We start from the raw sequence: 19,029 nt of genomic DNA on the forward strand, positions 1-19,029 counted from the left end.
CCACCCGGGACTCTGGGCGTTTTCCCAGGTCGCCTCCCGCGGTCTGTGACCGACCATGACCTGCATCACCTACTGACGAGTAACTGGAGGCGGTATGCGGGTCACCAACGGCGGTGTCAAGCGAACCCTGGCCGTGCTCGCCGCGGCGCTCACCTTCGGCACGGTCGCGCCGGCGGTCGCCGAGGCGGCGCCGGGCAGCGGCTGGAACGACTGGGGCTGCCGCCCCTCGGCCGCCCACCCGGAGCCGGTCGTCCTGGTGCACGGTCTCGGCGCGAACGACACCGTCAACTGGTTCTTCCACGCGCCGAAGATCGCCGCCCAGGGCTACTGCGTCTTCTCGCTGACCTACGGCACCGGCGTCCTCGGCCCGGGCGTCGGCGGGCTCGCGTCGATGCGCGACAGCTCCGCGCAGCTCGGCCGGTTCGTCGACCGCGTGCGGTCCACGACCGGTGCCGCGAAGGTCGACATCGTCGGCCACTCCGAGGGCAGCACGATGCCCGCGTACTACCTGAAGTACGGCGGCGGCGCGGCGAAGGTCGCGCACTTCGTCGGCTTCGGCGCGAACTACCGCGGCACCACGCTGGGCGGCCTCGACAAGCTGGCGAAGGCGTTGCTAACCACCGTCCCCGGACTCGACCTGGTCCTGAAGACCGCCTGCGGCTCCTGCACGGAGTACCTGGCGCCGTCGGCGTTCCTGGACGACCTCGCCCGCGGCGGCTTCCACGTCCCCGGCCCGACGTACACGAACATCGTCAGCAAGTACGACGAAGTCGTGACGCCGTACACGAGCGGCATCATGAACGAGCCGGGCGCGACGGACGTCGTGCTGCAGGACTTCTGCGGCTCGGACGCGTCCGGGCACCTGAGCCAGGCGGTCGACCCGAACGTCACGGGCCTGATCCTGCACGCGCTCGACGCGGGCTACACGCCGGCGTGCACGCCGTTCACCCTGCCACTCTGACGCCGGCGCGCCACACCGATTTCGTCAGCGGCACGCCCGGCCGGTAGGCCAGGTGCGTCACGGACGGCGCGTCGAGGACGTGGACGTCCGCCCGGGCTCCCGGGCGCAGGACGCCCACGTCCTCGCGGCGCAATGCCTTCGCGCCGCCCGCCGTCGCCGACCAGACGGCCTCCGCGATCGTCATGCGCATCTGCAGCACGGCCGTCGCGACGCAGAACGCCATCGACGTCGTGTAGGAGCTGCCCGGGTTGGCGTTGCTGGCCAGCGCGACGGTCGCGCCCGCGTCGAGCAGCCGCCGCGCCGGGGCGAGTTCCTGCCGCGTCGACAGATCGCACGCCGGGAGCAGCGTCGCCACGGTGTCCGACGCGGCGAGGGCCTCGACGTCGGCGTCGCTCAGGTAGGTGCAGTGGTCGACGCTCGCCGCGCCCAGCTCCACCGCGAGCCGGACACCGGGGCCTTCGCCGAGCTGGTTGCCGTGCACGCGCAGGCCGAGCCCACGCTCGGCGGCGGCTTTCAGCACCCGCGAAGACTGCGCCTCGTCGAACGCGCCGGTCTCGCAGAAAACGTCCGCCCAGCGCACGCTTCCGGCCACGGCGTCGAGCATCTCGCCGCAGACCAGGTCCACATAGGACTCCGCGTCGGCGCCCGGCGGCACCAGGTGCGCGCCGAGGAACGTGACCTCGTCGGCCACCTCCCCCGCGATCCGTGCGCTGCGGGCCTCGTCCTCGACGGTCAGGCCGTAGCCCGTCTTGGTCTCCAGGCAGGTCGTCCCCTGCCGGGCCGCCTCGCCGACGTGACGGCGCAGGTTCGCGGCCAGCTGCTCGTCGGACGCCTCCCGCGTCGCGCCGACGGTGATCGCGATTCCCCCCGCGGTGTACGGCTTTCCGGCCATCCGGGCCTCGAACTCGGCCGTACGGTCGCCCGCGAAGACCAGGTGCGTGTGGCTGTCGACCCAGCCGGGCAGCACCGCGCGGCCCTCGACGTCGACGCGCTCGTCGGCGTCCGGTGCACTCACCGCGGGGCCCACCCAGGCGATCTTGCCGTGCTCCATGACCAGGGCCGCGTCCGTCAGCCGGCCCAGCCCGGGGTCGTTCGTCGTGAGTTCGCCGATACCCGTGATCAGGACTGCCACAGTGCCTCGATCTCCTTCGCCAGCACGGTTTCCGGACGTTCGATGAGCTGGTGTTCGCCGTCGCGCACGATCACGCGGCCCGCGACGACGACGTGCCGGACGTCGGCCCCCGACGCCGCGAACACGACACCGGAGGGCTCGATCCCGGCCGTCCGCACCGAGTCCAGGCCGACGGTGACGAGGTCCGCACCCATATCCGTCTCGAGGCGCCCGACCTCGGGCCAGCCGACGGCCGCGTGGTCGGTGCCTGCCTCGAGGAGTTCCTCTGCGGTGAAGCGGCCGCGCTCCTCGCTGGCCAGCCGGTCGTCCAGTTCGAGCGCACGGGTTTCCTCGAACGCGTCGACGACGGCGTTGGAGTCGCTGCCGATGCTCAACCGGCACCCGGCGTCACGCAGGGCCCGGGCCGGGCCGATGCCGTCGCCGAGGTCGCGTTCGGTGGTCGGGCAGAAGCACGCCCGCGCGACGCTCAGCCGGTCGATGTCCGACGCCGTCAGGTGCGTGGCGTGCACGGCGACCAGGCGCTCGGTCAGCACCCCGCGTTCGTGCAGCAGCTCGGTCGGGGTGACACCGTACGCGTTCAGGCACTGTTCGTTCTCGGCACGCTGTTCCGAAAGGTGGATGTGCACCACGCGCGCACTGTCCACTTCGGACAATTGTTCGGCCGGAACCGCCCGCACCGAGTGAATCGCCGCGCCGACTCTCGACAGCTCACCCTCCTTCAGCGCGGCCACGCGCGAAGCCCACGCGGAAGCCGAGCCGTCGGAGAACCGCCGCTGGACCTCGTCCGGTTCGACGCCGACGCCGCCCGAGAGGTAGCACGTGTCGAGGAGCGTCAGCCGGATCCCGGCGTCGGCCGCCGCCTGCCGCAGCGCCTCCCCCATCGCGTTCGGCTCGGCGTACGGCTTCCCGCCTGGCGCGTGGTGCAGGTAGTGGAACTCCCCCACGCTCGTGTACCCGCCGAGGACCATCTCGGCGTAGACCCCGCGCGCCAGCCGGTAGTACGCATCCGGGTCGAGCCGCGACGCAAGCGCGTACATCCGCTCCCGCCACGTCCAGAACGTGCCGCGCTCGTGGTGCGTCCGGCCGCGCAACGCCCGGTGGAAGGCGTGGGAATGCCCGTTCGCGAACCCGGGCAGTGTCAGTCCATTCAGGACAACGCCACTTCGGGGCGCGCCCGGGGTCACCGACGTGATCCGGCCGCCGGACACCTCGATCCGCACCCCGCGCGCGATCCCGCCGGGCAACCACGCCTGCTCGCACCAGAAAACTGTCGGTGCCGGACGATAGGCTGGAAACGGGGGGCGCCCCCGCGGGCCGGAGGTCATCGCGCCAGCCGTTCCAGCACCGTGGTCAGCGCGGCGGCGCCGGCTTCGACGTCGTCGGCCTCGGCGAACTCCTCGGGCGAGTGGCTGATACCGGTCGGGTTGCGCACGTACAGCATCCCCGACGGAACGAACCCCGCGAGGATGGCCGCGTCGTGCCCGGCGCCGGTCGGCAGCTCCGGCGGCTTGCCGAGCCAGCCCCCGAGGTCACGGCGGAAAGCATCGTCGAACACGACATCGTCCGAATAGGACTCCCGGGTCACCGTGACCCGGCAGCCTTCTTCCTCTGCCGCGGCTTCGGCGGCCCGCACGATGTCCGAGACCAGCTCCGGAGTCGCCGTGCCGGGCACCCGCGCGTCGAGCCAGAGGTCCACAGTGGACGCGATGACGTTCGTGCCGCCGGGCGTCGGCACCAGGCGGCCGACGGTCGCCCGCGCGTCCGGCACCGCCCGCGCCAGCCGCCGGACGGCGGTGACCGTCGCGGCGGCGGGCAGCATCGGGTCGGCGCGGTCGGCGATCAGCGTCGCGCCGGCGTGGTTCCCCTGCCCCTCGAAGGAAAACCGCCACCTCCCGTGCGCGATCACCGTGCTGCCGACGGCCACCGGCGCACCGAGGTCGATCAGCCCGCGCCCCTGCTCGACGTGCAGTTCGAGGAACCGGCCGATCAGCCCGAGCCGTTCGGGGTCGGGCCCGACCAGCTCCGGGTCGAAGCCGGACTTGCCGGCGGCCTCGGCGAACGTCACGCCGTCGGCGTCCCGCAACCCGCGGGCCCGGTCGGCGTCGATCGTGCCGGTGAGCAGCCGCGAACCGAGGCACGGGACGCCGAACCGGCCGCCCTCCTCCTCGGCGAACACGACAACGGCGAACGGCTTACCAGGCCGGAAACCCTTCTCCCGCAACGCTTCCACCGAGGCGAGGGCACTGACGACGCCGAGCGGGCCGTCGAACGCGCCACCGCCGGGCACCGAGTCGAGGTGGCTGCCGGTGACGACGGCGTCCGGGCCCGGCGCGCCCCACCAGGCCCAGATGTTGCCGTTGTGGTCGGTGTCGACGTCCAGGCCGAGGCCGAGCGCACGCTCGCCGAACCACGCGCGCAGGTCGTTCTCGGGCGCGTCGAAGGCGTGGCGCGAATAGCCACCGCACTTCGGGTCGCGCCCGACGTCGCCGATCTCGGCCAGCAGCCGGGAAGCCGTCACGCCTGGTCCCGCATCGGGACGCGCACGCCACGCTCGTCGGCGACGTCGTTCGCGCGGTCGTACCCGGCGTCGACGTGCCGGATGACGCCCATGCCCGGGTCGTTGGTGAGCACGCGCTCCAGCTTCTGCGCGGCCAGCTCGGTCCCGTCGGCCACGCTGACCTGGCCCGCGTGGATGGACCGGCCCATGCCGACGCCGCCGCCGTGGTGGATCGACACCCAGCTGGCGCCGGAGGAGGTGTTGACCAGCGCGTTGAGCAGCGGCCAGTCGGCGATCGCGTCGGAGCCGTCGGCCATCGCCTCGGTCTCGCGGTACGGCGAGGCGACGCTGCCGGAGTCGAGGTGGTCGCGGCCGATCACGACCGGGGCCTTCAGCTCGCCACTGGCCACCATCTCGTTGAACCGCAGGCCGGCCAGGTGCCGCTCGCCGTAGCCGAGCCAGCAGATGCGGGCGGGCAGGCCCTGGAACGCGACGCGCTCGCCGGCCAGCTTGATCCAGCGCGCGAGGGATTCGTTCTCGGGGAACAGGTCCAGCATCGCGCGGTCGGTCGCGGCGATGTCCTCGGGGTCGCCGGAGAGGGCGGCCCAGCGGAACGGGCCGTTGCCCTCGCAGAACAGCGGGCGGATGTAGGCGGGGACGAAGCCGGGGAAGTCGAACGCGCGCTCACAACCGCCGAGCTTGGCCTCGCCGCGCAGCGAGTTGCCGTAGTCGAAGACCTCGGCGCCGCGATCCATGAAGCCCAGCATGGCCTCGACGTGCTCGGCCATCGACTCGCGCGAGCGGTCGGTGAACTCGTCGGGCTTCTTGGCCGCGTAGTCGTGCCAGTCCTCGACGCTGATGCCCTTGGGCAGGTACGAAAGCGGGTCGTGCGCCGACGTCTGGTCGGTGACGATGTCGACCTCGACGCCGCGGCGCAGCAGCTCCGGCAGGATCTCGGCGGCGTTGCCGACGACGCCGACCGACAGCGGCCGCTTCTCCTGCTTCGCGCGGGTGACGCGGGCGATCGCGTGGTCGAGGTTGCCGGCGACCTCGTCGAGGTAGCGGGTCTCGACGCGGCGCTGCGCACGCTGGGCGTCGCACTCGATGACCAGCGCGACGCCGTCGTTCATCGTGACGGCGAGCGGCTGCGCGCCGCCCATCCCGCCGAGGCCGGCGGTCACGGTGAGCGTCCCCCGCAGGCTGCCGCCGAACTTCTTCTTGGCGACCGCGGCGAACGTCTCGTACGTGCCCTGCAGGATGCCCTGGGTGCCGATGTAGATCCACGACCCGGCGGTCATCTGGCCGTACATCGTGAGGCCCTGCGCCTCGAGCCGGCGGAACTCCGGCCAGGTCGCCCAGTCGCCGACGAGGTTCGAGTTGGCGATGAGCACGCGCGGCGCCCACTCGTGCGTGCGGAACACGCCGACCGGCTTGCCGGACTGGACGAGCAGCGTCTCGTCGGTGTCCAAAGTGGTCAGTTCGCGGGTGATCGCGTCGAAGCTGGCCCAGTTGCGGGCGGCCTTGCCGGTGCCGCCGTAGACGACCAGGTCCTCGGGCCGCTCGGCGACGTCGGGGTCGAGGTTGTTGTGGAACATGCGCAGCGCGGCTTCGGTCTGCCACGACTTGGCGGTGAGCTGGGTGCCGCGGGCGGCACGGACGACGCGGGACATCAGACCTCCAGACGGGCGGCGTCGAGGACGGCGCCGGAGCGGACGAGTTCTTCGGCGGCCGCGATCTCGGGCGCCAGGTGGCGGTCGGGGCCGGGGCCCGCGACCTTCGTGCGGAGCAGGTCGCGCACCGCGCCGGTGACCGGCGACGGCTCGAGCGGCGCGCGGAAGTCGAGCGCCCGGGCCGCCGTCAGCAGCTCGATGGCGAGGACCGTGGTCAGGCCGTCGACGGCCTTGCGCAGCTTCCGCGCGGCCGACCAGCCCATGGAGACGTGGTCCTCCTGCATCGCGCTGCTCGGGATGGAGTCGACGGACGCGGGCACGGCGAGCCGCTTCAGCTCGCTGACCACGGCTGCCTGCGTGTACTGGGCGATCATGTGCCCGGAGTCGACGCCGGGGTCGTCGGCGAGGAACGGCGGCAGGCCGTGCGAGCGCGCCTTGTCGAGCATCCGGTCGGTGCGGCGCTCGGCGATGCTGGCGACGTCGGCGACCGGGATGGCCAGGAAGTCCAGCACGTACGCGACAGGCGCGCCGTGGAAGTTGCCGTTGGACTCGACGCGGCCGTCGGCCAGCACGACGGGGTTGTCCACAGCGGACCGGAGTTCGCGGTCGCCGACCAGCTCGGCGTGGGCGAGGCTGTCGCGCGCGGCGCCGTGGACCTGCGGGGCGCACCGCAGCGAGTAGGCGTCCTGGACGCGGTTGCAGTCCGGCCCGCGGTGGCTCTCCACGATCTTCGACCCTTGCAGCGCCTGCCACATCCGCGCGGCGGACGTCGCCTGGCCGGGGTGCGGCCGCAGCGCCTGCAGGTCGGCGGCGAAGGCACGGTCGGTGCCGAGCAGCGCCTCGACGCTCATCGCCGCGGTGATGTCCGCGATGTCGAACAGCCGGTGCAGGTCCGCGGCGGCGAGCAGGAGCATGCCGAGCATGCCGTCGGTGCCGTTGGTGAGGGCGAGCCCTTCCTTCTCGGCGAGGACGACCGGCTCGATACCGGCGTGCTTCAGGGCTTGCTCGGCTTTGACCACTTCGCCGCGGTACTCGGCTTCGCCTTCACCCATGAGCGCGAGCGCGACGGCGGCCAGCGGCGCGAGGTCGCCGGAGCAGCCGAGCGAGCCGTACTCGTGGACGATCGGCGTGATCCCGGCGTTGAGCAGGGCCGCAAGCGCTTGCGCGGTGCCCGGGCGGACGCCGGTGTAGCCGCTGGCGAGGGTCCGCAGCCGCAGCAGCATGAGCCCGCGGACGACCTCGGTCTCGACGGCCGGCCCGGCCCCCGCGGCGTGCGAGCGGATCAGGCTGCGCTGCAGCGCGGTCCGGCTCTCGACGGGGATGTGACGGGTCGCGAGCGCGCCGAAGCCGGTCGAGACGCCGTAGGTGGGCGTGACGGCGTGGGCGAGGTCCTCGATGTGCTGGCGGGTCGCGGCGAGGTTCTTCTCGGCGGCGTCCGCGAGCGCGACCGGCGCGTGGCCGCGGACGACGTCGACGACCTGGGCGGCGGTCAGGGGTTCCGGGCCCAGGAGCACTTTTTCCGGCATGCGCCCATTGGACAACGTCCTTCCCGCTGGTGGGATCGCCCATGGAGTGGTTCTGTCTGGTATCCCAGACGTAGCCTGGTGCCATGGGTGACAGCAGCGAAGTCCCGGCGCTGCGCCGCGGCCTGGCGGTGCTGCGCCTGCTGGCGACGCGCCCGGGCCCGGTCACGGCAGCGGCGATCGCGCGCGAAGCGGGTCTCCCCCGCTCGACGACGTATCACCTGCTCAACGAGCTGGAAGCGGCCGGTTTCGTCGTCCACCTGCCCGCGGAACGCCGCTACGGCCTGGGCATCGCGGCGTTCGAACTGGGCTCGGCGTACCTGCGTCACGACCCCCTGGAACGGCTGGCCGGGCCGCTGCTGCGCAAGCTCGTCGACCGCGTGGGCCACACCGCGCACCTGGGCGTCCTGCACGGCAACGAGTCGCTGTACCTGATCAAGGAACGCCCGGCCCGCCCGGAAACCCTGGTCACGGAGGTGGGCGTCCGCCTCCCGGGCCAGCTGACGGCGTCCGGCCGGGCGATCCTGCGCCACCTGCCCGCGCCGCACGTCCGGGCGCTGTTCCCCTCGGCATCGGCGTTCGTCCTCCGCACCGGCCGCGGCCCGCGCACCCTGGCCGAGCTGCGCCGCACGTTGACGGCGGAGCGCCGCCTGGGCTGGTCGGTCGAGGACGGCCACGTCACGGAGGGCTTCGCGTCGGTGGCCGCCCCGGTCTTCGACCACGGCGCCCGCCCCCTGGCGGCGATCAGCGTGACCCTCCGCCACTACTGCGCGGCGGACCCCTGCGAAGAGACGTGGCCCCAGCTGGCCACGGAAGTAGCGACGACGGCGGCCGAGCTGACCAGCCGCATCGGCGGCCACCCGGGCTGACGCACTGGTGCGATCGGGGCAACTGTCACCGAACGGCTCGATTCCACTCCGCTGGGTTATTACCGTTGCTGACAGCGGTATCGAGGGGCACCGGCGAGTGGGGGCGCGAGGGGAAGGCGCCGGCGGATGAGCGACGCACGGGTGACGAGGGTGGGGTTCGGCGCGGTGCTGGCCGTCGCCGAGTTCCGGGCGATGTGGGCCGCCGAACTGCTGTCCATCTGCGGTGACCAGCTGGCCCGCGTCGCGCTCGCCGTGCTCGTCTACCAGCGGACTTCTTCGGCGGCCCTCACCGGCCTGACCTACGCCCTGACCTACGTGCCCTCGCTGCTCGGCGGCTTCCTCCTGGCCGGCGCGGGCGACCGGTGGCCGCGCCGGGACGTGATGGTCGCGGCCGACGTGGCCCGCGCCGCGCTGGTCGGTGTGATCGCGATCCCCGGCGTCCCGTTGTGGGTGTTGTGCGCGCTGGTCGCGGTCCTGACCGCGCTGGGCGGGCCGTTCAAGGCGGCGCAGCAGGCGCTGCTGCCGACGGTGCTCGAAGGCGAGCGCTACCTGGTCGGGATGGCGTTGCGGAACGTGACGATCCAGGGCGCGCAGCTGGCCGGGTTCGCCGGCGGCGGGCTGCTGATCGCGGCGCTCGCGCCGTCCGCGGCGCTGGCCATGGACGCCGTGACGTTCGTGCTTTCCGCGGTGTTCCTGGTCGCCGGGGTCCGGCGCCGAGCGGCGGTCGCGCAGGCGGTCCGGCCCGCGTGGCTGTCGACGACCGGGGCCGGGATCCGGCTGATCTGGCGCGACCCGGCACTGCGGACGCTGGTCGCGCTCAACTGGCTCGCCGGCTTCTACGTCGTGCCGGAGGCGCTGGCCGCGCCGTACGCGGCCGGGATCGGCGCGGGCGCGACGCTCGTCGGGCTGTTCATGGCCGCGGACCCGGCCGGCAGCGTGCTGGGTGGGGTCGTCTTCGGCAAGTGGATCCCGGAACGCGCGCAGGTCCGCGTGCTCGGGGTGCTGGGGATCGCGGCGGGGCTGCCGCTGATCGTGTTCGTCTTCCGGCCGGGGCTGGTGCCGTCGGTGCTGCTGCTGGCGACGTCAGGGCTGCTGGCGACGGGCTACAACATCCAGGGCACAGTGTCGTTCATGCGCCGGGTGCCGGACGAGCACCGCGCGCAGTGCGCCGGCGTGAACTCGGCGGGCCTGATCACGGTGCAGGGCGTCGGCGCGGCCGCGGCGGGCGGGCTGGCCGATCTGGTGGGCCCGGCGCACACCATCGCCGTGGCCGGGGCGGCGGGTGCCGCGGTGGCCGTGCCGATCGCGAGGGCGTGGCGCCGGGTCGGGCTGGAGGAACGATGACCTCAGTTGTCGCGTCCGCACATGGCGCGCCTCCCTTCGCCACCTCGGGCCGTACCGGCTCCGTCACCGGCCGGACACCATGAGTATGCGGACCGGCGCCGGAGACCCGCGCGCTGTATCACGCTTTCGTGACGCCGTTGTGGCACCACGGCGCTGGGCCCTGTGGCGCCAGAGTCCGCGGGTGATTGTGTACTGCCTCCTGACGGAGGCGACGGCGGCGGCCCTCACTTGGCGCCCCTACCCGGTTTCGGTGGACCGCCGCACGCTGCTGATCCTCGCGGTGCTGCTGGTCCTGGGCGTGGTCCAGTCGGAGATGGGCCGCCGGGTGGAGCGGATCCGCCGCCGGGTGTCGGGCACCCCGCACATCAACATGACGTCGGTCTGGACGTTCGCGGGCGTGCTGTTGCTGCCGCCGGTGCTGCTGGCGGTGCTGGTCTGCGGCCTCTACACGCACTTGGCGCTGCGCAGCTGGTACCGCCTGCAGCGCGTGCCGGCGTCGAGGACGGTGAGCAACGCGGCGATCATCCTGCTCTCCTGCTACGCGGCCCAGGCGGTCCTGCGGTCTTCGGGCGCACCGGACGTCCGCGCGGCCCTCACCGGCAGCTGGGCGGGAACGTTCGCGATCGCGGGCGCGGGTGTGACGTTCTTCGTGGTCAACGCCCTGCTGGTGCTCCCGGCCCGCCGCGAGATCGGCCGTACCCCGGAGGCCCTGTTCGGCACCTGGGCGGACAACGGCCTGGAGGTGGCCACGCTCTGCCTGGGCGCGCTGAACGCGCTGGCCCTGGCCACGCTGCCGGGCCTGATGGTGCTGGTGTTCCCGCCGTTGCTGCTGTTGCACCGGACGGTGCTGGTGAAGCAGCTGGAAGTCGCGGCCCACCGAGACGAGAAAACGGGCCTCTACAACACGAGCGGCTGGCACGCACTGGCGGAGCGAACGCTGGCGATGTCGGCCCGCCAGCACTCGACGTTCGGTCTGCTGATGCTGGACCTGGACCACTTCAAGCAGGTGAACGACACGTACGGCCACCTGGCCGGCGACGCGGTGCTGAAGGCAGTGGCCCAGTCGATCATCTCGGCGGTCCGAGGCCGCGGCGACGCGGTGGGCCGCTTCGGCGGCGAAGAGTTCGTAGTGCTGCTGCCGGGAATCGCCCTGCCGGACATAGGCGCGGTGGCAGAGCGGATCCGCGGAACGATCAGCGCCCTGACGGTCCCGGTAGGACAGTTGTCGATCACCGGCCTGTCGACATCGATAGGCATAGCGGTCTACCCGACAGCGGGAACAGCGTTGCAGCGCCTGCTGGACGCGGCGGACACCGCGCTCTACCACGCAAAAGCAACGGGCCGGAACAAGGTGGTCCACGTAGCGGACCTGGTCTGAGGGTTCAGGCGGTCTTGTGCCGCCGCCCGGCATCAAGCCCCAGCATGGCGAGCAACTCAGCGCACTCATTAACATTCGAGGAGTGACAGGCCACGGTGATAACGGCCCGATCATTCTGCTCGGCCAGCCGTTCCGCCTCCTCAGCCCGCATAACCCCCATGCGGCTGTCTTCATCATTGGCGGTGGAGCTGCCACTGTGCCGGGCCCAGGTCATCTGGCCACCTACTTCCGGCCCCACGGGTGCAGAGCCATGGTCGGGCCATCAGCATGACACTCACACAAAATTCACCCACAAGTGGGGCCAATCACAAGCCCAAACCTGTGGTAGCCGGGCTGGCTTGGTTGGGCTGGTTGGGCTGGTTGGGCTGGTTGGGCTGGTTGGGCTGGTTGGGGTGGTTGGCTCGGTTGGGGCGGTTGGCTCGGTTGGGGTGGTTGGGGTGGTTGGGGTGGTCGGCATGGGCGGGCTGGTCGGGCTGGGAGGTGCGGGCCTGGCAGCAGTGCACGGGGTAGGTCGGCGGCCGAGTGCGGAGGCGCAGCGCAGCGGAAGGGAAGGGAAGGGAAGGGAAGGGAACCAGCACGGCTCGGCGGGAGCGCAGCGACCGAGCGCGGCCGGGCGAAGCCCCACGAGGGGGGCAAGGGGCGAAGCCCCAAAGGCAGGGCCCGGGGCGAAGCCCCCGGAGAAAGGGGCGAAGCCCCGACCAAGCAGGGCCCAGGGGCGAAGCCCCGGAGCGGGGGTCCAGGGGGCGAAGCCCGCCTGGCGGGGGCTCGGGGGTCCGACCCCCGAACAAACACCCGAGAACGAAGAGAAGGCCCAGCCCCGAAGGGGCGTAGGCCTTCTCGAAGTGGAGGTGCCGGGAATTGAACCCGGGTCCTCTGGCGTATCAACAGGGCTTCTCCGTGCGCAGTCCGCTACGTCTCTGCTTGGCTCCCTCGGTCACGCGAACAAGCCGAGGTGACGAGCCCAGCCACTGTTTGCTTCACGACAGTTCCCCGTGGCCGGGACTGCCGCTGAGCCTCCTAGCTGATGCCGGTACCCGGGCCGGAGGCGAACCCGGGCCGACAGAGACGCACTCGCTTAGGCAGCGAGGGCGTACTCGCGCTGACTGGAGTCGGCGCTTATTTGGTTGCGATGACGCTTAACGGTGGTCTCTCGCCTGCACCGGCACGCTTCTCCTGAATCAACGTCCAAAGTCGAAACCGTTCACCCCCTTGGTGGGAACACAACCTGACCATCATACCTCGCCGCGCGACCGCTTTCCGTGGGGTAGGGCTGGCCCTACCGTGGGGATGCCCGCGCGCACCATGTCCTGAACTGGCGGAATGGTCGAACCTGGACTCCGGCAGAAGGGAGCCCGGTGATGGGTAGCGAGAGGCGTGATCCGCCGTTCGGTGGTTCGGTGGTGTTCCTGCTGATGAACCTGCCGCTGGGGGTGCTGGCGTTCGCGCTGCTGACGACGTTCACGGCGGCGGGGCTGGGGACGGCGGTCGTGTGGGTGGGGGTGGGTCTGCTCGCGGTGCTCGTGCTGGCGGTGCGGGGGGCCGCCAGGCTGGAGCGCGCGCGGGTCTACGCCCTGCTGGACCGGTATGTCGATCTGCCGTACCTGCCGTTGCCCGAGGGGCAGAAGGCCCGGTGGAAGGGCCGGCTGAAGGACCCGGCGACGTGGCGGGACATGGCGTACTTCTTCGTGCTGTTCCCGCTGGGCGTCGTCGAGTTCGTGCTGGTGACGACGTTCTGGTCGACGAGCCTGGCGCTGGCGGGGCTGCCGGTCTACTTCCGGTGGCTGCCGGACGGCGCGTACTACTTCCCGGCCTACGACGTGCGGTGGCTGACCGTGGATTCGACGGTGGAAGCGCTACCGTGGGCGGCGCTGGGGGTGTTGTTCATCGCGTTGTCGGTGGCGCTGACGAAGGCGCTGGCCGGGGTGCACGCCCGCGTGGCGAACGCGCTGCTGGGGACGACCGTGGCCCAGCGCCGTCGGATGGAGCGCTGGTGGGAAGACGCGGAAGAGAAGAACCTGGTGGCGGGATGAGCGGCGAGCAGCTGCCGGAGCACCCGCGGCCGCACCCGGCTCGCACGATCGTGTACATGATCGTGAGCTTCGTCTTCCGGCTGGTGCAGTTCGTGCTGATCGTCACCGGGATCGCGGTCGGGGTCGGGACGGCGGTGGTGTGGGTCGGGTTCCCGATCCTGCTGGCGACGACGAGCTTCATCCGCTGGTCGGGTGACCGCGAGCGGGCGTGGCTGGGCGCGATGCTGCGGGTGCCGTTGCCGCCGGTGGAGCGGCGCCCGTACGACGGCCTGCCGTTGCTGCGCCGGTGGATGACGCGGCTGAGTGACCCGACGACGTGGCGTGACCTGGCGTACCTGATGGCGGCGTTCCCGCTGGCGTGCGCGGAGCTGGCGATCGCGATCGCGTCGATCGTGCTGCTGCCGATGGCGATCTGGGTGACGCCGTGGCTGGGCTGGCTGCACGGTGAGCTGGGTGTCGCGCTGCTGGGCCCGAACCGCACGAAACGGCTCGAGCAGAAGGCCGAGCGGCTGCAGGCTTCGCGGGCGCGGGGTGTCGACGCGGCGGAGGCGGAGCGGCGTCGCATCGAGCGTGACCTGCACGACGGCGCGCAGCAGCGGCTGGTCGCGGTCGCGATGAGCCTCGGGCGGGCGAAGTCGAAGTTCGACCAGGACCCGGAGGCGGTGCGGGAGCTGATCGACGAGGCGCACTCGGACGCCAAGCTCGCCGTGTCGGAGCTGCGTGACCTGGCGCGCGGGATCTACCCGGCGGTGCTCGGCGACCGCGGGCTGGACGCGGCGCTGTCGGCGCAGGCGGCGAAGTCGCCGATCCCGGTCGACGTGCGGGTGGACGTCGAGCCGCGCCCGCCGGCCGCGGTGGAGACGACGGCGTACTTCATCGTCGGCGAGACGCTGACGAACATCGCGAAGCACTCCGGAGCGTCCGAAGCAGCCGTCAAGGTGTGGCGGACCGACGACCACGTCGTCGTCGAGATCACCGACAACGGCCACGGCGGCGCCGAGGTGCGCCCCGGCGGCGGGCTGGCCGGCCTGGCCGACCGCGCCGCGACGATCGACGGTGTGATCACCGTGGTCAGCCCGGTGGGCGGGCCGACCGTAATCCGGGCTGACCTCCCCTGCCAGTGGTGAATAAGCTGGCTCCCGTTCAACCACGAACCTGGGGGCCGGATGCGGGTAGTCATCGCCGAGGACGCCGTCCTGCTGCGGGCGGGGGTCACGCGCCTGCTCGCCGACGAGGGCATCGAGACGGCGGCGGCCGTCGACAACGGGGACGACCTCCTCGGCGCGGTGAAGGAACACCGCCCGGATCTGGCGATCGTCGACGTGCGGATGCCCCCGACGTTCACCGACGAGGGCCTGCGCGCGGCCTTGGCGGCCCGTAAGGAGATCCCGGGCCTGCCCGTGCTGGTGCTCTCGCAGTACGTCGAGGAGTCGTATGCGGTGGAACTGCTCTCCGGCGGCGCCGGCGGGGTCGGCTACCTGCTGAAGGAGCGCGTCGCGGACGTCGCGGAGTTCCTGGACGCGGTCCGCCGGGTGGCGGGCGGTGGCACGGCGATCGACCCGGACGTCATCGCCCAGCTGATGGCCCGCGGCCGCCGCAACCCGCTCGACGCGCTGACCGCCCGCGAGTCCGAGGTCCTCGGGCTGATGGCCCAAGGTCTTTCGAACACGGCGATCGCGAACTCGCTCGTCGTTTCGCACGGCGCGGTCGAAAAGCACATCGGCAACATCTTCTCGAAGCTCGGCCTCGAAGCGAGCGCTGAGGAACACCGCCGCGTCCGCGCGGTGCTGACCTACTTGGGGCGCTGAGGTTTCCTGGCCAGCAGGTACGCCTGAGGCGTTTTCTCCGGCTCCTGCGGCTCTCTGACCAACCGCGCTTCCAGCGCCAAACCGGCGTCCTCGAACAGGTCCGCGACGAAGTCCGGCGGCAAGCGGTACGCGTCGAGGGAAACCTCGTGGCCGTAGCCCTGGGAGACGTGGCGGCGTTCGTCGCCGACCTGGAACGCCGCGAGCAACCGGCCGCCCGGGGCCAGGACCCGCGCCAGTTCCGCCACCACCGACGGCAACCGCTCCGGCGGGGTGTGGATCAGCGAGTACCACACCAGGGCACCCGCCAGGGTGCCGTCTTCCAGCGCCAGCGCGTGCAGCGAACCGACTTCGAAGCGTAGCGACGGGTGCGCCCGGCGGGCCGCGGCGACCATGCCCGGGGAAAGATCCACGCCGAACACGTCCAGCCCGAGCGACGCCAGGTGACCCGTCAGCCGGCCCGGCCCGCAGCCCAGGTCACCGACCGGGCCCGCACCGCCCACCAGCTCGGCGAACGTGCCCAGCACGGCCCGGTCCCACGGGTTCGCGGCCAGCGCGTCCCGCTGCGTTTCGGCGTACGCATCGGCGACGGTGTCGTACGCGGTCCGGGTGCTGGTCAGGTACGCGGGTTCGGTCACGAACCGGAACACTATCCACGGACGGTGACCGCAAGTCCCGTAGGGTGGACGTAGGGTCACCCGTTCCGCGGGCGGCACCTCGCACACCGCTCACCTACCATGGGCGGACCCGTCGGAAAGGAGCGCGCAGATGTCCGACGAAACCCGCTGCGTCCGCTTCTTCGGCGGCCCGCTCGACGGCCGCGTCCAGGAGCTCGGCGACGCCGAACCCGTGCCCGGCACGGTGATCCGGCACATCCACCTGCACGGCGGCCCGAAGATCGAGACCCGCTACGAGCTCGGCCTCACCGAGGACGGCTGGGAGTACCGCGTCGCCGCGACGCGGCACGAACCCGAGCCGGACAACCTGAGGTAGGGAGAACCCCCGCATCGCCCGGGGGTGAACAGGACCCCGAAGACGCCGGTCAGCACCGCTGTTCCCGCAGGTCGGACCGACCAGGCTGAACAGCATGCAAACGAGCCAGGACCGCTTCCTCGACGTCGTCCGGGCGGGGGCCATCCTCGCCGTCATCGGCCAGCACTGGGTCATGCCGGTGCTGTCCTACTCCGACGGCCACCTCGCCACCGGGAACGCCCTCGCGACGCCGGGCTGGTGGGTCGTGACCTGGCTGTCCCAGGTCATGCCGCTGGTCTTCTTCGCCGGCGGCGCGGCCAACCTGATCTCCCTGCGCCGCGCGGAATCCACGCAGAAGTGGCTCGCCGGGCGCGTCAAGCGGCTGATGGTGCCGGTGCTGCCGCTGATGGCCGTCTGGCTGGTCGTCCCGGACTTCCTGCGCGGCATGGGCGTTCCACCACAGCCACTCCAGGTCGGCAGCGCGATCGCCGCGCAGCTGCTGTGGTTCCTCGCGGTCTACATGCTGGTCGTGCTGCTGACGCCGCTGATGGTCGCCGCGCACCGCCGGTGGGGCCTGAAGGTCCCGCTGGTCATGGGAGTCGCCGGGATCCTCGTCGACGTCGCGCGCTTCAACGACTTCGGCTACATCGGCTACGCCAACGCGATCTTCGTCTGGGTCGCCGTGCACCAGCTCGGCTTCCACTACGTCGAAGGCCGGCTCGGCACGCTCACCCGCCGCGGCGCGCTGACGCTGTCGGCCGCCGGCTTCGGCGTCACCGCGCTGATGGTCGCGTTCGGCCCGTACCCGGCCAGCATGATCGGCATGCCGGGTGCGCCGGTGTCGAACATGAGCCCGCCGACCGTGCTGCTCGCGTTCCTCGCCGTGGGCCAGATCGGTCTTCTGCTCGCCTTCCGCCCGCAGCTGAACGCGCTCGCCGAGCGCCCCGGCATCGGGCACGCGCTCGGCTGGCTCGGCGCGCGGTTCATGAGCGTCTACCTCTGGCACATGCCGGCGCTGATCGTGGTCGCGGGCGTGACGGTCTACGGCCTCGGCTACCAGACGCCCGAACCGGGCACGGTGTTCTGGCTCGTCATGGCGCCCGCGTGGTTCGCGGTGTGCGGGCTGGTCCTGCTGGGCCTGCTGAAGCTCTTCGCGCACTTCGAGACGCAGCGCGACACCGCCGTCGTGACGGCGAGGGTGCCGCAGCTGGTCGTCGCCGGCCTGATGATCTCCGGTGGCCTGCTCGGCCTGGCCGCGCACGGGTTCGCGCCGCTGTCGGACGGCATCGCGCACGGCCCGCTGCCGTGGGTGGTCCTCGCGACGGCCGGGTTCCTCCTGGCGGGCAAGCAGATTCCGGTGGTCGACCTGCTGGGCCGCGCGGTCGTGGTGAGCGAACGCGCGGCGCTGCGTCGCTGAAAGAACGGCGCTGAAACGGCTTCAGGGCTTGAGCAACCGCAAGGGCGTGTCGTGCAGGACGGCCCGCAGGAACGGCTCCCCCAGGCGATCGTCGGCCGCCCAGCCGGCGATCGCCTGCAGCTGCGTCGCGTACGAGTACGGGATGTTCGGGAAGTCCGTGCCGAGCACGACGCGGTCGGCGTACTCGGCCAGCCGCGCGGTCCAGTCCGGCGGCAGCGGCGACATCTTCTCCGCGAACGGGACCCCGACCATCGTCGTGTCCAGGTGCACGCGCGGGTACTTGGCCAGCAGGTCGAACGCGGCGCCGAACTCGGGCATCGCCGCGTGCGCGAGCACCGCCGTCAGCTTCGGGTGCCGCTTCAGGACCTCTTCGAAGACCGACAACCCGGTGAAGTCGCCCCGCAACGGACCGTGTCCACAGTGGACGACGACGGGCACGCCCGCGTCGGCGAGCGCACCCCAGACCGGGGTCAAGTGCTCGTCACGCGGGTCGTACGCGCCCACCTGCACGTGCGCCTTGAACACCCGGGCGCCGGCGCGCAGCGCACCGTCCACAGCGGAGCCGGCGCCTTCCTCCGGGTAGAACGTGCCGGTCGGCACGGCGTCCGGGACGCGCGAAGCGAACTCGAGCGCCCACGAAGTCAGCCACTCGGCCATCCCCGGCTTGTGCGGGTAGACGAGCGGCGCGAACCGCAGCACGCCCAGCGAGCGCAGGGTCTCCAGCCGCTCGTCCTCGGACGTCCGGTAGTGCACCGGCCAGTCGGTGCCGTAGTGCGTCGAGGCCTGGTCGAAGTACGCCCAGACCTTGTCCATCACCGGTTTCGGCAGGAAGTGGACGTGCAGGTCGACCAGGCCCGGCAGGCCCAGTGACGCCGTCCAGCGCGCGACGTCGCCGTCGGAGGCCGGGCCCGCCATCACTCCGTGAACCGGCCCTTCAGCGCGCGGCCCATGGCCTTCCTGATGTCCCGCTCCGCGTCGCGCTTGGCGAGCGTCTGCCGCTTGTCGTAGGCCTTCTTGCCCTGGGCCAGCGCGATCTCGACCTTGACCTTGCCGTCCTTGAAGTACATCGACAGCGGCACCAGCGAGAGACCGCTCTCCTTGGTCTTGCCGATGAGCTTCTCGATCTCCCGCCGGTGCAGCAGCAGCTTCCGGGTGCGCCGCGGCATGTGGTTGGTCCACGTGCCCTGTGTGTACTCCGGGATGTGCACGTTGCGCAGCCAGACTTCGCCGTCGTCGACCGTCGCGAACGCGTCCGCCAGCGACGCCTTGCCCTCGCGCAGGCTCTTGACCTCGGTGCCGACGAGCACGAGACCGCACTCGTAGGTGTCGAGGATGGAGTAATCGTGCCGCGCCTTGCGGTTCGACACGATCACCTTCTGGCCACGTTCCTTGGGCATACGACCACTCTACGTGATTCCGGAAACGACAAGC

The 19,029-nt window shown here is 71.8% G+C and carries 18 protein-coding genes and 1 other RNA gene; 9 read left to right on the top strand and 10 right to left on the bottom strand.

What is annotated here, in order from left to right; all coding sequences use genetic code 11:
• Positions 1 to 94 precede the first annotated feature (94 nt).
• The gene (locus ACWEN0_RS32315) at positions 95 to 961 is read left to right on the top strand and encodes an esterase/lipase family protein (RefSeq protein WP_451982165.1); all 867 of its coding nucleotides are present in this window, start codon (positions 95 to 97) and stop codon (positions 959 to 961) included.
• Here ACWEN0_RS32315 and hutI read toward each other — a convergent pair.
• From hutI to hutH, 5 genes are read right to left on the bottom strand one after another with little or no spacing between them, the layout of a single operon-like run.
• On the bottom strand, positions 945 to 2,093 hold the full coding sequence (gene hutI, locus ACWEN0_RS32320) for an imidazolonepropionase (protein WP_451982168.1): 1,149 nt from the start codon (positions 2,091 to 2,093) through the stop codon (positions 945 to 947). The genes ACWEN0_RS32315 and hutI overlap by 17 nt on opposite strands.
• Positions 2,081 to 3,418 (bottom strand): formimidoylglutamate deiminase, encoded by a 1,338-nt coding sequence (locus tag ACWEN0_RS32325; RefSeq protein ID WP_451982171.1) that lies wholly within the window; start codon positions 3,416 to 3,418, stop codon positions 2,081 to 2,083. The genes hutI and ACWEN0_RS32325 overlap by 13 nt, the downstream gene beginning before the upstream one ends.
• Entirely contained in the window at positions 3,415 to 4,611 is a 1,197-nt protein-coding gene (locus ACWEN0_RS32330; protein ID WP_451982174.1) for an allantoate amidohydrolase, read from the bottom strand. The genes ACWEN0_RS32325 and ACWEN0_RS32330 overlap by 4 nt, the downstream gene beginning before the upstream one ends.
• Complete coding sequence (gene hutU, locus ACWEN0_RS32335) at positions 4,608 to 6,260, bottom strand: urocanate hydratase (RefSeq protein WP_451982177.1); 1,653 nt, start codon at positions 6,258 to 6,260, stop codon at positions 4,608 to 4,610. Before hutU ends, ACWEN0_RS32330 begins: the two co-directional genes overlap by 4 nt.
• A complete protein-coding gene (gene hutH / locus ACWEN0_RS32340; RefSeq protein ID WP_451982180.1) occupies positions 6,260 to 7,786 on the bottom strand; it encodes a histidine ammonia-lyase in 1,527 nt (508 codons plus the stop codon). The genes hutU and hutH overlap by 1 nt, the downstream gene beginning before the upstream one ends.
• Positions 7,787 to 7,869: 83 nt before the next feature.
• Between hutH and ACWEN0_RS32345 the strand changes: the two genes are divergently transcribed.
• The 3 genes from ACWEN0_RS32345 to ACWEN0_RS32355 all read left to right on the top strand — a co-directional run bounded on the left by ACWEN0_RS32345 (position 7,870) and on the right by ACWEN0_RS32355 (position 11,374).
• Positions 7,870 to 8,652 (top strand): IclR family transcriptional regulator, encoded by a 783-nt coding sequence (locus tag ACWEN0_RS32345; RefSeq protein ID WP_451982183.1) that lies wholly within the window; start codon positions 7,870 to 7,872, stop codon positions 8,650 to 8,652.
• Positions 8,653 to 8,778: 126 nt separating this feature from the next.
• Positions 8,779 to 9,996 (top strand): MFS transporter, encoded by a 1,218-nt coding sequence (locus ACWEN0_RS32350; RefSeq protein WP_451982186.1) that lies wholly within the window; start codon positions 8,779 to 8,781, stop codon positions 9,994 to 9,996.
• 139 nt (positions 9,997 to 10,135) lie between these two features.
• Positions 10,136 to 11,374, top strand: coding sequence for a diguanylate cyclase (locus ACWEN0_RS32355; protein ID WP_451982189.1), 1,239 nt, complete (start codon positions 10,136 to 10,138; stop codon positions 11,372 to 11,374).
• 4 nt (positions 11,375 to 11,378) lie between these two features.
• Here the strand turns inward: ACWEN0_RS32355 and ACWEN0_RS32360 are convergent, their stop codons facing one another.
• The gene (locus ACWEN0_RS32360; protein WP_451982193.1) at positions 11,379 to 11,588 is read right to left on the bottom strand and encodes a hypothetical protein; all 210 of its coding nucleotides are present in this window, start codon (positions 11,586 to 11,588) and stop codon (positions 11,379 to 11,381) included.
• Between the two features lie 626 nt (positions 11,589 to 12,214).
• Positions 12,215 to 12,583, bottom strand: a transfer-messenger RNA (tmRNA) gene (ssrA, locus tag ACWEN0_RS32365).
• Between the two features lie 149 nt (positions 12,584 to 12,732).
• Here ssrA and ACWEN0_RS32370 point away from each other — a divergent pair.
• Genes ACWEN0_RS32370 through ACWEN0_RS32380 form a run of 3 tightly spaced genes read left to right on the top strand, consistent with a single transcriptional unit; the run spans position 12,733 to position 15,212 of the window.
• Positions 12,733 to 13,404 (top strand): sensor domain-containing protein, encoded by a 672-nt coding sequence (locus ACWEN0_RS32370; protein WP_451982196.1) that lies wholly within the window; start codon positions 12,733 to 12,735, stop codon positions 13,402 to 13,404.
• Complete coding sequence (locus tag ACWEN0_RS32375; RefSeq protein WP_451982199.1) at positions 13,401 to 14,531, top strand: sensor histidine kinase; 1,131 nt, start codon at positions 13,401 to 13,403, stop codon at positions 14,529 to 14,531. Before ACWEN0_RS32370 ends, ACWEN0_RS32375 begins: the two co-directional genes overlap by 4 nt.
• A gap of 39 nt (positions 14,532 to 14,570) precedes the next feature.
• Positions 14,571 to 15,212: a response regulator transcription factor gene (locus ACWEN0_RS32380; RefSeq protein ID WP_451982202.1), complete on the top strand. Its 642-nt coding sequence runs from the start codon at positions 14,571 to 14,573 to the stop codon at positions 15,210 to 15,212.
• On the opposite strand, the gene ACWEN0_RS32385 is transcribed toward ACWEN0_RS32380, so the two are convergent.
• A complete protein-coding gene (locus ACWEN0_RS32385) occupies positions 15,197 to 15,847 on the bottom strand; it encodes a class I SAM-dependent DNA methyltransferase (RefSeq protein WP_451982205.1) in 651 nt (216 codons plus the stop codon). The genes ACWEN0_RS32380 and ACWEN0_RS32385 overlap by 16 nt on opposite strands.
• Positions 15,848 to 15,977: 130 nt before the next feature.
• Here ACWEN0_RS32385 and ACWEN0_RS32390 point away from each other — a divergent pair, with 130 nt between their 5' ends.
• Both ACWEN0_RS32390 and ACWEN0_RS32395 read left to right on the top strand, forming a co-directional pair.
• Positions 15,978 to 16,202, top strand: coding sequence for a hypothetical protein (locus ACWEN0_RS32390; protein WP_451982208.1), 225 nt, complete (start codon positions 15,978 to 15,980; stop codon positions 16,200 to 16,202).
• Positions 16,203 to 16,296: 94 nt separating this feature from the next.
• Positions 16,297 to 17,598, top strand: coding sequence for an acyltransferase family protein (locus tag ACWEN0_RS32395; RefSeq protein ID WP_451982211.1), 1,302 nt, complete (start codon positions 16,297 to 16,299; stop codon positions 17,596 to 17,598).
• Positions 17,599 to 17,619: 21 nt separating this feature from the next.
• On the opposite strand, the gene ACWEN0_RS32400 is transcribed toward ACWEN0_RS32395, so the two are convergent.
• Both ACWEN0_RS32400 and smpB read right to left on the bottom strand, forming a co-directional pair.
• Positions 17,620 to 18,516: an amidohydrolase family protein gene (locus ACWEN0_RS32400; RefSeq protein WP_451982214.1), complete on the bottom strand. Its 897-nt coding sequence runs from the start codon at positions 18,514 to 18,516 to the stop codon at positions 17,620 to 17,622.
• Positions 18,513 to 18,995 carry an SsrA-binding protein SmpB gene (gene smpB, locus ACWEN0_RS32405; RefSeq protein ID WP_043776590.1) on the bottom strand — a complete coding sequence of 161 codons (483 nt, stop codon included), beginning with the start codon at positions 18,993 to 18,995 and terminating at the stop codon, positions 18,513 to 18,515. Before smpB ends, ACWEN0_RS32400 begins: the two co-directional genes overlap by 4 nt.
• Positions 18,996 to 19,029 lie beyond the last annotated feature (34 nt).

The sequence above is a fragment of the Amycolatopsis sp. NPDC004378 genome (assembly GCF_053602455.1).